The sequence below is a fragment of the Akkermansia sp. AE01SA01 genome (genome assembly GCF_036417395.1).
Classification (GTDB): Bacteria; Verrucomicrobiota; Verrucomicrobiia; order Verrucomicrobiales; family Akkermansiaceae; genus Akkermansia.
The window spans coordinates 340,571-355,783 of the sequence record NZ_CP143890.1 but is presented as its reverse complement, the minus strand read 5'-3'; the positions used below and the strand labels follow the sequence as shown (position 1 = coordinate 355,783).

The 15,213-nt window shown below is 58.7% G+C and carries 11 protein-coding genes; 9 read left to right on the top strand and 2 right to left on the bottom strand.

The window, feature by feature from the left end; genetic code table 11:
- Positions 1 to 43 precede the first annotated feature (43 nt).
- The 3 genes from V3C19_RS01470 (at position 44) to rho (ending at position 4,908) form a co-directional block, all read left to right on the top strand.
- Positions 44 to 2,773 carry an Amuc_1098 family type IV pilus outer membrane protein gene (locus tag V3C19_RS01470; RefSeq protein WP_302388904.1) on the top strand — a complete coding sequence of 910 codons (2,730 nt, stop codon included), beginning with the start codon at positions 44 to 46 and terminating at the stop codon, positions 2,771 to 2,773.
- A 94-nt stretch (positions 2,774 to 2,867) separates the two neighbouring features.
- Positions 2,868 to 3,473, top strand: a complete 606-nt coding sequence (gene coaE, locus V3C19_RS01465; protein ID WP_295933317.1) for a dephospho-CoA kinase — start codon at positions 2,868 to 2,870, stop codon at positions 3,471 to 3,473.
- Positions 3,466 to 4,908 (top strand): transcription termination factor Rho, encoded by a 1,443-nt coding sequence (gene rho / locus V3C19_RS01460; protein WP_295933314.1) that lies wholly within the window; start codon positions 3,466 to 3,468, stop codon positions 4,906 to 4,908. The genes coaE and rho overlap by 8 nt, the downstream gene beginning before the upstream one ends.
- Positions 4,909 to 5,147: 239 nt before the next feature.
- On the opposite strand, the gene V3C19_RS01455 is transcribed toward rho, so the two are convergent.
- Both V3C19_RS01455 and V3C19_RS01450 read right to left on the bottom strand, forming a co-directional pair.
- Positions 5,148 to 7,082 carry a heavy metal translocating P-type ATPase gene (locus tag V3C19_RS01455; protein WP_295933312.1) on the bottom strand — a complete coding sequence of 645 codons (1,935 nt, stop codon included), beginning with the start codon at positions 7,080 to 7,082 and terminating at the stop codon, positions 5,148 to 5,150.
- 79 nt (positions 7,083 to 7,161) lie between these two features.
- Positions 7,162 to 8,139 carry an ROK family protein gene (locus V3C19_RS01450; RefSeq protein WP_130083628.1) on the bottom strand — a complete coding sequence of 326 codons (978 nt, stop codon included), beginning with the start codon at positions 8,137 to 8,139 and terminating at the stop codon, positions 7,162 to 7,164.
- 144 nt (positions 8,140 to 8,283) lie between these two features.
- On the opposite strand from V3C19_RS01450, the gene tadA reads away from it, so the two are divergent.
- The 6 genes from tadA to V3C19_RS01420 all read left to right on the top strand — a co-directional run bounded on the left by tadA (position 8,284) and on the right by V3C19_RS01420 (position 15,212).
- On the top strand, positions 8,284 to 8,841 hold the full coding sequence (gene tadA, locus V3C19_RS01445; RefSeq protein WP_130083629.1) for a tRNA adenosine(34) deaminase TadA: 558 nt from the start codon (positions 8,284 to 8,286) through the stop codon (positions 8,839 to 8,841).
- Between the two features lie 50 nt (positions 8,842 to 8,891).
- Positions 8,892 to 9,830, top strand: coding sequence for a lipoyl synthase (gene lipA / locus V3C19_RS01440; RefSeq protein ID WP_238623804.1), 939 nt, complete (start codon positions 8,892 to 8,894; stop codon positions 9,828 to 9,830).
- A 64-nt stretch (positions 9,831 to 9,894) separates the two neighbouring features.
- Positions 9,895 to 11,274 carry a cytochrome c peroxidase gene (locus V3C19_RS01435; RefSeq protein ID WP_130083630.1) on the top strand — a complete coding sequence of 460 codons (1,380 nt, stop codon included), beginning with the start codon at positions 9,895 to 9,897 and terminating at the stop codon, positions 11,272 to 11,274.
- Positions 11,275 to 11,565: 291 nt separating this feature from the next.
- On the top strand, positions 11,566 to 11,778 hold the full coding sequence (locus V3C19_RS01430) for a FeoA family protein (RefSeq protein ID WP_192907202.1): 213 nt from the start codon (positions 11,566 to 11,568) through the stop codon (positions 11,776 to 11,778).
- 28 nt (positions 11,779 to 11,806) lie between these two features.
- The gene (locus tag V3C19_RS01425; protein ID WP_130083631.1) at positions 11,807 to 12,037 is read left to right on the top strand and encodes a FeoA family protein; all 231 of its coding nucleotides are present in this window, start codon (positions 11,807 to 11,809) and stop codon (positions 12,035 to 12,037) included.
- 79 nt (positions 12,038 to 12,116) lie between these two features.
- Positions 12,117 to 15,212 carry a ferrous iron transporter B gene (locus V3C19_RS01420; protein ID WP_295875234.1) on the top strand — a complete coding sequence of 1,032 codons (3,096 nt, stop codon included), beginning with the start codon at positions 12,117 to 12,119 and terminating at the stop codon, positions 15,210 to 15,212.
- The last annotated feature ends 1 nt before the right edge of the window (position 15,213 follow it).

Sequence of the window (15,213 nt, the reverse complement as noted above, 5' to 3'; positions counted from 1 at the left end):
AGCTTCACAAATCCGAAAAACATGTAAAAAGAAGAACCTAACTATGGACCACGCACCACTTTATCAATCGAAGCGTTCTCTGATCGCGCTGATGGCTATTGCCGCGTCCTGCCCTTTTGCGCAGGCCGGTGATTACGGCAGCGTCGGAGCCTCCAGCGCCTTGGGTACCTCCTATGCTGGATACTATTCTGCGGGCCAGTCAGACGCGGCACACCGCGCCATGGCGCGCCGCGAGGCTCAAACCCAGGAAGCGATGCAGCTCCTTTCCGAAGGCCGTGAGCTGTACCGCGAAGGCAAGTACAAGGAAGCCCTGGATAAATTCAATGCCGCCTACAGCACGCTGCCCGCCGCACCGATCAATGACCAGCGCAGGCAGGCCATCGCCAACAATATTGGCGACGCCAGCATTGCCGTTGCGCAGGAATACATCAAGGTAGGCCGCTATGATGAAGCCGACAAGCTCCTGCAGGACGCCATCCGGCTTAATCCCAAGAAAGCTGCGCTTGCCAAACAGACGCTCGAATACATGAAGGACCCGATTCGCACGAATCCGGCGCTCACTCCCGAACACGTCAAGAACGTGGAAAAGGTGAACACCCTCCTTCACATGGCCTATGGTTACTATGACCTCGGCGAATATGATAAAGCCATCGCCGAATTCAACAAGGTTCTCACGATTGACCGCTACAACGTGGCAGCGCGCCGCGGCATGGAAACGGTAAACCGCCGCAGGTCCGCCTACTACCGTGCTGCGTATGACGAAACCCGCAGCACCATGCTGGCGGAAGTGGACCAGATCTGGGAACGCCCCATTCCGGTTGAAATTCCGGGCGATGCGGATACTATCGGCACCGCTCCTGACCCCGGAGTCAGCGGCGCTACCGCCAACCTGATGAAGCTCAAGAGCATCATCATTCCCTCCGTTTCCTTTGAAGACACCACGGTGGAAGATGCCATCGACTACCTTCGCAGGAAGTCCGTGGAACTGGACCGCACCGTAGGCCCGAATGGAGAACGCGGCATCAACTTTGTCATCAATGACGCCCAGCCCGTGGGCACCACTCCCGTGGCTACCGTTCCGGCGGATGACCCCGGCTTTGGTGAAGACAGCATGGAATCCACGGAACCCGCTCCGGTAGCGGCGGCTCCCCAGGAAAGCATCCGCACCCGCAAGATCGGCCAGTTGAAGCTCACCAACGTTCCGATGCTGGAAGTGCTCAATTTCATCTGCCGCAATGCCGGCCTGCGCCAGAAGGTGGAAGACTATGCCGTCACCATTCTTCCCGCCGGGGGCAATGATGTGGACCTGTACCAGCGTACGTTCCCCGTACCTCCCGGCTTCCTTCGCTCCCTGTCCAGTTCCCTGGGCGGCAGCGACGACGTTAGCGACACCGATCCCTTCGGAAGCAGCGACAGCTCCTCCTCCGGCATCAGGCCCCTGCCTTCCGCCTACAACCTGCTCAAGAAGGCCGGCGTGCAGTTCCCGGACGGGGCGTCCGCCATCTTCAGCGCCAGCAACGGCACCCTCATTGTCCGCAACACACAGGGCAACCTGGACCTCATTGAACAGCTTATTGAACAAACCCGCGGTGAATCCCAGCAGGTGCGCATCATGACCAAGTTCGTGGAAGTGACCCAGGAGAACACGGAAGAACTCGGCTTTGACTGGATTGTCACTCCGTTCTCCGTCAGCAATGACCGCAGCACCTTCCTGGGCGGCGGCACCAGCGAAGGTTCCGGACTCAATTCCAGCGACTTCACCCAGTCTCCCGGCGGCGTCAGCGGCTGGCCCGTGAACAGCAGCAGCACGGATTCACACGGCAACGGCCTGGTGAACGGCCTGGTGGGCGGCAACCGCACGGGCGACTTCGCCATCTCCAAGAACTCCGTGGACAACCTGCTTACCAGCACCAACCGTTCCGAAGCGACGCAAAAGAGCCCGGCTCCCGGCATCATGTCCCTCACGGGCATTTATGATGAAGGCTCCTTCCAGATGCTGATGCGCGGCCTGTCCCAGAAGAAGGGTTCCGACGTTCTCACCGCTCCGAGCGTTACCGCCAAGTCCGGAGAAACAGCCAAAATTGAAATCATCCGCGAATTCTGGTATCCCACCGAATACGAACCCCCGGAACTTCCCAACAACGTCAGCAGCTGGGGCAACAACAACAACCGGAATAATATTCTGGATGATGTTCTCAACAACAATCCGGCCCAGGTAACCAGCTTCCCCGTCACTCCCGCCACTCCCGGCGTGTTTGAAATGAAGCCCGTTGGCGTTACCCTGGAAGTGGTGCCCACTATCGCGGAGAACAAATACATCATTGATTTGAGCTTCAAGCCCAGCATCGTGGAGTTTGAAGGCTTCGTGAACTACGGCAGCCCGATTCAATCCACCGGCGTGGGTTCCGACGGCAAGCCGATGTCCCTGACCCTGACGGAAAACCGCATTGAGCAGCCTATCTTCTCCAAGCGCTCCGTTGAAACGTCCCTGTTCATCTACGACGGCCATACCGTGGCAATCGGTGGTTTGATCACGGAAAACGTCCAGACGGTGGAAGACAAGGTGCCGATCTTCGGTGACCTGCCCCTCGTTGGCCGCTTCTTCCGCAGCAATTCCGACAACCACATCAAGAAGAATCTGATGATCTTCGTGACCGGTCAGATTATTGATGCCACCGGACAGCCTGTCCGCGGGAATTCCCTCCCGACGACGGCCGCCGGAGTGGAAACCGCATTGCCGTCCGCTGATGCAGCCCTGCTGCCTCCTATGTAGTCAGTGTGCGTAAAGTCCATACCGGAGCGGGTGAAAGGGTGACCTTTCACCCGCTCTTTGCATCCCAACCCAACGTCTTTCCTCCTTGCCCGCCATGAAAACACTCGTCGTTACAGGCGGAATCGCCGCAGGCAAATCCACAGCCATCCGCCTGCTCATGGAAATGGGCGGTCCGCATCTGCGCCTGTTTGACTGTGATGCGGAAACAGGCAGGCTGCTGGACAGCGGTCTTCTGAAAGACGCCCTTATCCGGGCATTCGGCCCCGGCAGCGTGGACGGCGCGGGACGGGCGGACAGACATTTCCTGAGGGAGCTGGTCTTCCGCAATCCGGAAAGCAGAAAGATTCTGGAAGGGCTTATTCATCCCCTGCTGCACCAAGAATGTCTTGCGCAAATGCAGGCGGCGCGGCAGAATGCGGCGGTAAGCGGGCTTGTCATCGACGTGCCGCTGTTTTTTGAAACATCGGCGCGCTACCATCAGGATGCCGTATGCGTAGTAGCTGTTTCCCGGGAAACGCAAAAGGGCCGCCTGGCCCTCAGGAACGGATTCCGCGAGGATATGATTGAGGCTATCCTGGCCGCACAGCATCCTATCATGGAAAAGGTGGCCAAAGCCGATTTCGTGATCTGGAACGAAGGCCCTCCATCCCTGCTCCGCCAGCAAACCCAAAGATTTTATCAACACTTTTTCCATGACTGAAGAACGCGAAAACCAGCCGCCCCCTGACAAAGACACTCCCCAGGCCGACTCCGCACAGAATGCCTCCTCTCCGGAACAGGCTCTTCCGGTCCTGCTCCCTGCCCCGGCGGAAGAGAGCACCCCGGATTCGCCTTTCCTCCCGGAATCTCCGCAGGAGGAACCGGAATCCCGGCCCGTTCTGGAACAGATCGACATCAACGAGCTGCGCCGCCGCCCCCTGAACGACCTCCAGGAAATGGCGGAAGCCCTTCCCATAAGGAACGCCTCCTCCCTCACCAAGTCACAGCTTGTTTTTGAACTTGGCAAGCAGCTTCTCGCCAAGGGCCATGAAGTAGTCGTCTCCGGCGTCATGGAACAGGCCAAGGACAATTACGCGATGTTGAGGGACCCGGTCAAAAGTTTCCGCACCTCCCCGGACGACATTTACCTGGGCGGCAACCTGATCAAGCCCCTGCATCTGCGCGTGGGCCAGTTGATCAAGGTCAGGCTGCGCAAGCTGAGGCCCCATGACAAATACCTCTCCGCCTCCGCCGTCATCAGCGTGGAAGGCATTCCCGCGGAAGAATACAGGGCGGCCCAGGATTTTGAACGACTCACCCCCCTCTTCCCCAAGGAGCGCCTGCTGCTGGAAAACAAGGAGGTCAATTCCGCGGCCATGCGCGTGCTGGACCTGATGACACCCTTCGGCAAGGGGCAGCGCGGACTCATCGTGGCGCCTCCCCGCGGCGGCAAGACCGTTCTCCTGAAAACGATCGCGCGCTCCATCAGGGCCAACTATCCCCAGGTGGAACTGATCGTTCTTCTTCTGGACGAACGCCCGGAGGAAGTGACCGATTTTGAAGAGACCGTGGACGCCCCGGTCTATGCCTCCACCTTTGACGAACCTTCCCGCCGCCATGCCCAGGTCTCCGACCTCGTCATTGAACGCGCCAAGCGTCTGGTGGAAATGGGCCGGGACGTCGTCATCCTGCTGGACTCCCTGACCCGCCTGGCACGCGGCTACAATGCCAATCAGACGGGCGGCCGCATCATGTCCGGCGGCCTCGGCTCCAATGCCCTGGAAAAGCCCCGCAAGTTTTTTTCCGCCGCGCGCAATGTGGAGGAAGGCGGCAGCCTGACCATCATCGCCACCTGCCTGGTGGACACGGAATCCCGGATGGATGAAGTGATCTTCGAGGAATTCAAGGGTACGGGCAATCTGGAAATCCGCCTGGACAGGGAACTTTCCGAACGGCGCATTTATCCGGCCATTTCCCTTTCCCAAAGCGGCACCCGCAATGACGACAGGCTGTATAACGAACAGGAGTTCGTCAAAATCATGCAGCTCCGTCGCCAGCTTGCCATGAAGCCCGGCTGGGAAGGCCTTCAGGCCCTGCTGCAAAATATTTCCAAAACCCAGAACAACGCGGAGCTGCTTCTGACCGGCCTGCGTTAAAACCCAGCATTCACGGGCTTTTCATTCCTCCAGCCTCCGTGCCGCATCCCGGCACGGAGGCTTTTTGATGAATCAAGGGCAAAAATGAAGAAAAAACCTTCATCCCTTCCTGCCCGGATTCCATGCTACCGCTTGCTGCGCATGAATAGCGGGAGGGCAGGAAAAGGCATGAATTCCCGTCACACGGCCCGCAAGTTGCCATGTCTGCCAAAGTGCCGGAAGGGACAGGGAAACCGCCTTTATTTCTTCCCCTGCCGGGTTTTTACGCGGAAAATGCGCATGGAGTTGCCGACGGCAAGCAGGCAAACGCCCACGTCCGCCATCACGGCAGCCCACATGCCGGCCAGCCCCAAAATGCCGAGAACCATGACCAATACCTTGATTCCCAGAATCATGACGATGTTCTGGACAATGATGCGCTCTGTTGCCATGGAAAGGCGGATGGCTTCCGGGACGGCCGCGGGATCACCTTTCATCAGCACCACGTCCGCCGCCTGAAGAGCGGCATCCGATCCCACGCCACCCATGGCAATGCCTATGTCCGCCCCGGCCAGGGACGGCGCGTCATTCATGCCGTCCCCCACAAAGGCTACCAGTCCGTTTACGCCTTTCAATTCCTGGATATGTTCCAGTTTCTCCGCCGGCATCAGGCCGCTGAATACTTCATCCAGTCCCAGCCTGTCCCCCACTTCCCTGCCGGCGGAGGAAGAATCCCCCGTCAGCATGACCAGCCTGTTTACGCCCAAATCCCTCAATTCCCTGACGGCCAGGGCCGCTCCGGGCTTCACCTGGTCGGACATGCGCAGACGCCCCAGCAGCACTCCGTCCATGGCCACGTAAATCGTTGCACCGCGTTCCTCCAGGTCATCGACCGCCACACCGGCATCCTTTAAAAATGCCTTCTTGCCCGCCAGAACGGACCTGCCCTCCACCCGGGCGGAAACGCCTCCGCCCATCACTTCCACCATATCCGCCACACGCTCCGGAAACAGGGCGCCTCCATACGCTTTCACAATGGAACGGCCCAAGGGATGGGAAGCGGCGCTTTCCGCGTGGGCCGCCCAGTACAGCAGGCTTTCCGGGGATACCCCGGCGCACGGCAGAACTTCATCCACGGCAAACGCGCCTTCCGTCAGCGTCCCCGTTTTGTCAAACACCACGGTCTTCACCTTGCGCAGCGCATCCAGATAGCTGCTGCCCTTCACCAGGATTCCGTTGCGCGCCGCCCGGCCTATCCCGGCAAAGAAACCCAGGGGGACGGACAGCACCAGGGCGCACGGGCAGGAAATCACCAGCAGCACCAGGGCGCGGAAAAGGCCGTCTCCCCAGCTTCCGCCAGTTACAAAGGGGTAACACAGAAACACCAGGACGGCAATGGCGATAACCAGCGGCGTATAAATGCGGGAGAACCTGCTCAGCCTTCCCTCCATGCGGGATTTATTGCCGGAAGCGGCTTCCACCAGTTCCTGCACCCGCGCCAGGGCGGAGTGTTTCCAGTCACGGTCCGTGCGCACATACAGTACGCCCTGGCCGTTGATGTATCCGGCCATGACGGCGGTTCCCTCCCCCGCCTCCACCGGCAGGGATTCCCCGGTCATGGCGGAAGTGTCCAGCACGGAACGGCCGCCCACGATCACTCCGTCCAGAGGGATGCGCTCCCCGGCCCTCACTTCAATCAGGGTGCCCGGCTTCACGTCAGACGGAGGAACGTCCCGGACGGCGCCGTCCTCCCTTACATGTACCGCATCCGGCCTCAATTTCATCAGTTCCCTTACGGAACGGCGGGAACTCCCTACGGCGCGTTCCTGGAGGTATTCCCCCACCCGGTAAAAAAGCATTACCCCCACCGCCTCGGAATAATCCCCCAGGAACATGGCTCCCAGGGAAGCGATGCTCATCAGGAAGTTTTCATCCATGGCGCGCCCGTGCCTCAGTCCGATAAAAGCCGTTTTCAAGACATCCCACCCGATCAGCAGATAGGCCCCCGCATAAGCCGCCAAACCGAACCAGGTATCGCCCCCCGCCACCAGAGCCGCGGCAAACAGGGCTATCCCCAGGACGGCGGGTACGGGCCTAATTGCCCCTTCCGTTCCGCAGGAACCTCCGGAGCAGCAACACCCGGTCCCGCAGGACATTTCTTCAAAAGCGTGTTCGTGGGAATGTTCCTTGCTCATGATCTGTTCCGCTTGTACGCCTGCTCCGCCACTATGGCAAGCCTCATGTTAGTTATATCTAACACAAGGCTTGGCAGTCTTATTTCCGCTTAAACCTTTCCAGAACGCCATGCCCCATGAATTCATCCATGGCCATGGCTCCGGCTCCCAGCAACCCGGCTTCCGAGCCAAACCGTGCAGGCAGGATCACCAGGTCCTCCATCAATAGCGGAAACATCTGCGCCCTGAGCTTGGCCATCAGAGGCTTCATCAGCAAGTCCCCGGCCTTGGCCACGCCACCGCCAATGATGAAGGCGTCCGGCACCAGCGTGTACATCAGGTTCATGATCAGGCAGGCCAGTATTTCCGCGGTATCCTCCCACAATTGCAGGGCCACGGGACACCCGGCGCGGGCGGCGACGTCGAGGTCCCGCGGGGTGCACTCGTCCACTGTTTTGTCAATGCCCGCCCCCGTGTACCGTCGGACGGCCTCCGCCGCCAGTTCATTGTTGCCGATGTATTCCTCAATGGCGCCGCGGTTGCCGAAGGGACCCGTCTTCCCCTGGTAATGGATGCTCGTCTGCCCGACCTCCGCCGCGGAAAACCGCCTGCCCCGCAGAATGCGGTCCTGCAACACGATCCCCCCTCCTATGCCCGTTCCCATGGTGAGGCACACCAGGCTGGACATGCCGCGGCCGGCCCCCAGCTTCCATTCCGCATAGGCCATGCAGTTGGCGTCGTTGTCCAGCACGACGGGAAGCCCCACCGCGCGTTCCATCATTTCCTTGACAGGGATCTCATGGTCCCACACCTTCACATTGGTAAGCTGGTAGAGCACCCCCTTGTAATAATCGCACCATCCCGGCATGCCCATCCCCATCACGCAGGCGGTTGGGAATTGCTCGCGCAGGACCAGTGCCGTCGCTACCATGGCGTCAATGATTGCCTGGGGACTTTCAAACATGGTTGTCGGAATGCGGTCGGCAGTTGCCAGAATGCGGTCGCCCGCCGTAACGCCCATCTTGATGCTGGTGCCGCCGAAGTCCACGGCCAGTGCGCAGGGTTCTGAAAAGCTCATGGTTCATACTTATGTCAGCAACCTTCGGGAATCAACGCAAAAACGCATTCGCAGCCATCCTATTCCGTCCTATGGACCACTTCTTGTATATAGTACAATAAATATCCCTTAAAAAGGACTTGCCAAACGGCCTTCGCACAGGCCATGATAAAGGCCGCAATGATGGAAATGCCCGGTTCGGACGAGTGGTTCATGCGCCAAGCGATGAAGGAAGCCAGAAAAGCCCTGGCCAGGGGGGAAGTGCCCATCGGGGCCGTCGTGGTCAGGGACGGCCATGTGATCGCCCGCGGCTGGAACCAGGTGGAAACGCTGAAGGACGCCACGGCGCATGCGGAAATGATCGCCCTGACGGCCGCCCAGGAAGCCCTTGGGGACTGGCGGCTGGAAGGCTGCACCCTGTACGTCACGAAGGAGCCGTGCCCCATGTGCGCGGGAGCCATCGTGCACTGCCGCCCGGACCGCGTGGTATTCGGCTGTCCGGACGCCAAGACGGGAGCCGCCGGAGGGTGGATCAACCTCCTGGACTCCAATCCCCCCCTCAACCACAGGTGCGAGGTGCAGTCCGGAGTGCTGGGGGAGGAATGCCTGTACCATCTGCAGCAATTTTTCCGGGAGGCCCGCCTGCTGGCCAGGGAGAAAAGGAAACAGGCCGGAGAACTTCCCCCCTCCCCGCAGGAGGATGGCGGGAAAGCCCCCGAATAAACCACTTTGCATTTGCCAAAAAGGCCGACTCACGGCAAGCTAACGGCTCTATGGAACCCCGGTACGACAACGAAACTACGGGCGACACGGAACGCAAGCCCTCCTGGATCAAGGTACGCCTTCCCAACGGCAGGGAATTCTGGGACGTCAAGCAGCTCGTGGAAGGCAAAAACCTGTTTACCGTCTGCGAGGAAGCCCATTGCCCCAACCGTTACGAATGCTGGAACCAGGGCACGGCCACGTTCATGATCGCCGGGGAGCGCTGCACGCGCGCCTGCGCCTACTGCGCCGTCAAGACGGCCAAACCTTTCCCCCTTGATCCGGAAGAACCCCGCCACGTGGCGGACGCCGTCGTGCATATGAAGCTGCGCCACGCCGTCATCACCATGGTGACCCGGGACGACCTGCCGGACGGTGCGGCCGCCCATTTCGCCCAGGTCATCCGCGCTGTCAGAAAGGCCAGCCCGTCCACCATCATTGAAGTTCTGGCGTCAGACCTGAATGAAAAGACATCCTCCATCCAGACACTGATGGCTGCGCGTCCGCATATCTTCGGCCACAATCTGGAAACGGTGGAACGCCTCACCCCCATTGTGCGTTTCCGCGCCCAGTACCGCCGCTCCCTGCGCGTACTGAAGATGGCCCTGGACTGTGTAAACGGAAAAGTAGCGACCAAGAGCGGCATCATGCTGGGTCTGGGAGAAACGGAGGACGAAGTGTTCCAGTCCATGGATGATCTGCTGGAGCACGGCGTTACGGTACTGACCCTGGGCCAGTACCTGCGGCCCACACGCAATCACCTGCCGGTGGTCAGGTACATCCATCCGGACGACTTCGCACGGTATGAAGAAATAGCCCGTGCCAAAGGATTCAGGCATGTGGCGTCCGGTCCGCTTGTCCGCAGTTCCTACCACGCCGCCAATTTCAAGCCGGAGGCGGACGTCCTGGAAGCCATCAACGAAGATTTGAGAAAGGCGGGAGAACTTTAGAATAAATCTTGATTTCCCTCATCCACCCTTTACCATACAACCAATTCCTGCAACCGCGAATCTTATGAGCAAAACACGTTCCTTCCTCCAGGCCGGAGCCATTCTGGGCGGCACCGTCATCGTGACGGCCGCCGTCGCACCGCTGTTCCTGCCCAATCAGAACACGAAAGATTTGACGTCCGCCGAGGCGGCGGAAATTACCGCACATACCATGGATACCAAGTGTGCGGACTGTCACAAGCCCGGGACCGAGGTTCCTGGACTGGTGAATACCCTTTCCGGCGGCCTTCTCGCCCGCCACATGAGGGACGGCCAACGCAGCTACAACATGGAGGAACCGCCCTCCGCCGTCACCCTCTCCAAACTGGAGCATGTGCTCCAGACCGGCTCCATGCCCCCCACCTCCTACACCATGGTTCACTGGGGCAGCACGCTCACCCCCCTGGAAAAAGCGGCCATGCAGAAATGGATCAGGGACGAGCGCCTGAAGATCTTCGGCGACATGGTGGGCGCGGAATACGCCATTTCCCCCATCGCGCCCATTCCGGACAAGTTGCCCGCGGACCCGGCCAAGGTGGAACTGGGCTACAAGCTGTTTCATGACGTGCGGCTCTCCACGGACAACACCGTTTCCTGCGCGACCTGCCATTCCCTGGAAAAGGGCGGCACGGATAACCTGGCCACTTCCACAGGCGTACGCGGCCAGAAGGGCGGCATCAACGCTCCCACAGTCTTTAACGCCGCCTTCCACACCAAGCAGTTCTGGGACGGCCGCGCCGCCAACCTCCAGGAACAGGCAGGCGGCCCTCCCCTGAATCCCGTGGAAATGGGATACGAACATCCGGACGACTGGAACAAGATCGCCGCCAAGCTAAATGCGGACACCGCCTTTGCTGCGGAGTTCAAGAAGGTTTACCCCCAGGGCTTCACTGGGGAAACCATCACCAACGCCATTGCAGAGTATGAAAAAACTCTCATTACGCCGAACAGCCCGTTCGACCGTTATTTGAAGGGTGATGAAAACGCTATCAGCGAGAACGCCAAGAAGGGCTACCGCCTGTTCCTCAAGCTCGGCTGCCAGACGTGTCATACCGGCCCCGCCATGGGCGGCCAGTCCTTTGAATACGCCGATCTCAAGGGTGACTTCTTCAGCGGACGCGCCAAGACCAACGACGACAACGGCCTGATGAACTTTACCAAGAAGGAAACGGATAAGCACAGATTCCGCGTTCCCACCCTCCGCAACGTGGAGCTCACCTGGCCCTACATGCACGATGCTTCCGCGCAGACGCTGGAAGAAGCCATCACCAAAATGTACCACTACCAGCTTGGCTACGACAAACTGGACAAAAACGAAGTGCGGCTACTGGTAGCCTTTCTGAAAACCCTGACGGGCGAATACCAGGGCAAGCCCGTACAGGGTGAGGTCTGTCCTGCTCCATAAGGCTCCCTTTCTCCTTTTCAGCCGCGCCATGAACATTCATGGCGCGGCTTTTTTGTTTTCCCGCTCCGCGGAAAAGAGACACGAGAGTCGGCCGCCGGGGTTTCCCATCCAAAAAGGGAAAGGTTCTTAATTCTCCCTTTAATCAGATGTCGTCAAACTTAGAAGAAGCTAATCCATAAAATTCTAATAATGAACCAATAAAAAAATCTACAGTAAAACAGGCGCATAATATTATTGACTTATTGTTTGATAAGACTAACTTTCTCTTCGGATTTGATTCAATACCATATCATGCCACTCTCCATGCTCAATATCGGCGATATTCGCCACGTCAACAAGATTCACGGCAAGGACGACACCAGGCACTTTCTGGAAAGCCTGGGGTTCGTAGCCGGTACTACGGTCTCCGTCGTCTCCGAATGCGACGGGAACCTGATCGTCAACATCAAGGAATCCAGGATAGCGCTCAGCAAGTTGCTTGCCAGCAAGATTTTCGTCTCCTGAATTCACATTCATTCACCACACATCATCTATGACAACGCAACGTACATTACGGGATGCAGCCATCGGGGATACGGTCACCGTCAGCAAGCTGTCAGGGGCAGGCCCCATCAAAAGACGCATCATGGATATGGGAGTAACCAAAGGCACGCAACTCTTTATCCGCAAAGTGGCGCCTCTGGGAGACCCCATTGAAGTCACCGTCCGAGGCTACGAACTTTCCATCCGCAAATCGGAAGCCGAAAACATCCACATCAGCTAATACCCTTCTTCCGCCGCACGTTTCCTGACCTGACAGCAAGACGTCGGATATTCCCATCTCAAGATACAAGGAAACATCCATGACCAACATAACTATCGCTCTTGCCGGCAACCCCAATTGCGGCAAAACCACGCTTTTCAACGCGCTGACAGGCGCAAGCCAATACGTGGGCAATTGGCCCGGGGTGACGGTCGAACGCAAAGCCGGAAAACTCAATGAATACCCGGAAATTGAAGTTCAGGACCTTCCAGGCATTTATTCCCTTTCCCCATACACTCTGGAAGAAGTCATCAGCCGCGACTACCTGGTTCAGGACGGACCGTCCGTCATCATCGACCTGGTGGACGCAACAAACCTGGAACGCAACCTTTACCTGACTACCCAGCTACAGGAACTGGGACGCCCCATCATCGTCGCCCTCAACATGGCGGATCTGATGGCCAGGCGGGGCATCACCATTGACAAAACCAAGCTGGCCAAAGCGCTTCACTGCCCAGTGGTGGAGATCAGCGCCCTCAAAGGGACCGGACTTAAGGAACTGGTGGAGCTGGCCGTCAAAACAGCCGGGAATCCGGAGGCAAAACCAGCGTCCCGCGTTCATTTTGACGATACTGTGGAAAAAGCCCTTTCCCGGATTGCGGAGTACCTTTCCTGCGATCCGGACTTGAAACGCTGGTACGCCATCAAGCTTTTTGAGCGGGACCCGAAGGTCGTGGAACATCTCCATCTGGACGGGCAGACTTCCCAGGCCATTGAACAAATCATCCTTTCCGTGGAAGAAGAAATGGATGACGACAGCGAAAGCATCATCACCAGTGAGCGGTATGCCGCCATCGCCGGCATTGTCAAGGAAAGCCAGACCAAGAAGCACATGGGGCTTTCCATCAGCGACAAGATAGACAGAATCGTCACCCACCGCATTCTGGCCCTTCCCATTTTCTTCCTGGTTATGTGGGCCGTGTATTACCTTTCCATCAACACGGTGGGCGACTGGGGCACGGGCTGGGCCAACGACACTTTCTTCGGGGAAATCGTCGGTCCCTGGATGGACGGCTTCATCGGTACAGCTCCGGCGGGAATTGGCCTGGTGGCCTTCATCGCCGTCATTCTCTCCATGATCGTGCTGTTCCCGCTTCTCCTGCGCCGCCTGCACGACCTGAATCTCAAGGGGGCATGGATGTATCTGACCATCGTTCCCTTCATTCTGGCGTTCATCGTCATGCCCAACTTTGAGGAGGAAGAGGCTTCCGAAGGAAACACCGTACCCATGGAGGCTCCGGCTGCCATTTCCGCCAATGTCCAGGGCACGACGGCGGAAGAAGGGAAAGCCGCCAGCGCTGCCACTGTCGTTGCCGCAGCCGGCACTCCCGCCGGAGAAGCGGCGGAACCGGAGGAAGCAGAAGAAAAAAGTGATGAAGGAGCCGTCATCGGAACTCTTTCATCCGTCATGGAATTTTACGACTCCTGCGTGGAAGGCCTGACCTCCGCTTTGGGCGGCGTTCTCCTGTTCCTCTACAAGCCCCTGATGTGGGTGCTGGCGTCGGCCAATGCCGCCCTCCTGGCTCTCTGCCTGTTCAAGCCCGGCACCAGGAACAAAAATGAATTCGGCCCCGTTCCGGACAAATCCCCCTTCTCCCGCAAAAATCTGACCCATATTTTCTCTCTCAAAGGGCGCACGGGCGTTGCAACCTTCTGGGTGCAGTACATCGTCCTTTCCCTAGTCTGCTTCGGCATAGCGATGCTCGGAACGCTCGCGCTGAACTGCGACCACAAGCTGGTGGACTTCGTCCAGAACGCCATTGTCAACGGCGTGGGCGCCGTGCTTGGCTTCCTGCCTCAAATGGCGGTGCTTTTCCTCTGCATGGCCATTCTTGAAGACTGCGGGTACATGGCGCGCGTGGCGTTCGTCATGGACCGGATTTTCCGCAAATTCGGCCTTTCCGGGAAGTCATTTATCCCCATGCTCGTTTCCATGGGCTGCGGCGTGCCCGGCATCATGGCAACCCGCACGATTGAAAACGAGAAGGACCGCCGCATGACGATCATCCTGACAACCAACATGCCCTGCGGAGCCAAAATCCCGATCATTGCCGTTCTGGCCTTCGCCTTCTTCCCGGAAGACACGGGCCTTGTCACTACCAGCGCTTACTTCATCGGCCTGGCTTCCATCATCGTCTCCGGCATTATCCTGAAAAAGAGTTCCCTCTTTGCCGGAGATCCCGCTCCCTTCGTGATGGAACTCCCCGCCTATCACACGCCGACGGTTTCCAATGTCAGCCTCCGGGCGATCGAACGATGCAAGGCGTTCGTTCAAAAGGCCGGTACGGTCATCTTTTTTGCCTGCGCCCTCATCTGGTTCCTTCAGAGCCATGACTGGAGCATGAACTATCTGGATGAAAACCATGCCGAAGCCGTTGCCCCCACGGAGGAAGACTCTGCCTCCCTACCCATTGAAAAGAGCATGCTGGCGGACATCGGCAGTGCGGTCTCCCCCGTGTTTGCCCCCCTCGGGTGGGCGCAAGTGGGAAATGAGGCGCGCGACTGGAAGCCCACGGTAGCCACGATTACGGGGCTGATCGCCAAGGAAAACGTGGTAGCCACCATGAGCATGCTTTACAGCACGGGCTCTGAAGAAGAGGAGGAGGAAGCCCCCGCAGAGCCGGAATTCAGCCTCTTTACACAGGGCAATGCCCTTAGCGCCCTGACAATAACCGCCCTGGACGCATGGAACTCCCACCGTCCCCGGGAGGAAGCTCCGGCATCTGCCGCCGATGAACCGTCCGGCAGCGAACAAATTTCCGCTGCTGCTGAAGAAGAAGCGCTTGACGAAGAAGCACAGGAAGAAAAAGCCACCGCCGGCGTGCTCCGTGCCGCCAATGCACTGGGCGGCGACTCCGTCGTGGCATTCTCTTTCCTGCTCTTCAATCTGCTGTGCGCCCCATGCTTTGCGGCCATGGGCGCCATGCGCCGGGAAATGAACAGCGCCAAATGGACATGGTTCGCCATTCTCTGGCTCTGCGGCTGGGCCTATTACGTGGCCTTCCTGGTGTACCAGCTGGGCATCCTTGTCCGGGACGGCACGTTCGGCGCGGGACAGGTCGTCGCGCTGATCGGCCTGGCGGGAGGCATCTACCTGATCTTCCGCAAGGCCGCTCCCAAGAAATCAACCCATTAAT

Excerpts from the sequence above, each read along its gene's own strand:
- V3C19_RS01470 (WP_302388904.1), top strand. The coding sequence starts at position 44 with ATGGACCACGCACCACTTTATCAATCGAAGCGTTCTCTGATCGCGCTG.
- coaE (WP_295933317.1), top strand. The coding sequence starts at position 2,868 with ATGAAAACACTCGTCGTTACAGGCGGAATCGCCGCAGGCAAATCCACA.
- rho (WP_295933314.1), top strand. The coding sequence starts at position 3,466 with ATGACTGAAGAACGCGAAAACCAGCCGCCCCCTGACAAAGACACTCCC.
- V3C19_RS01455 (WP_295933312.1), bottom strand. The coding sequence starts at position 7,082 with ATGAGCAAGGAACATTCCCACGAACACGCTTTTGAAGAAATGTCCTGC.
- V3C19_RS01450 (WP_130083628.1), bottom strand. The coding sequence starts at position 8,139 with ATGAGCTTTTCAGAACCCTGCGCACTGGCCGTGGACTTCGGCGGCACC.
- tadA (WP_130083629.1), top strand. The coding sequence starts at position 8,284 with ATGATAAAGGCCGCAATGATGGAAATGCCCGGTTCGGACGAGTGGTTC.
- lipA (WP_238623804.1), top strand. The coding sequence starts at position 8,892 with ATGGAACCCCGGTACGACAACGAAACTACGGGCGACACGGAACGCAAG.
- V3C19_RS01435 (WP_130083630.1), top strand. The coding sequence starts at position 9,895 with ATGAGCAAAACACGTTCCTTCCTCCAGGCCGGAGCCATTCTGGGCGGC.
- V3C19_RS01430 (WP_192907202.1), top strand. The coding sequence starts at position 11,566 with ATGCCACTCTCCATGCTCAATATCGGCGATATTCGCCACGTCAACAAG.
- V3C19_RS01425 (WP_130083631.1), top strand. The coding sequence starts at position 11,807 with ATGACAACGCAACGTACATTACGGGATGCAGCCATCGGGGATACGGTC.
- V3C19_RS01420 (WP_295875234.1), top strand. The coding sequence starts at position 12,117 with ATGACCAACATAACTATCGCTCTTGCCGGCAACCCCAATTGCGGCAAA.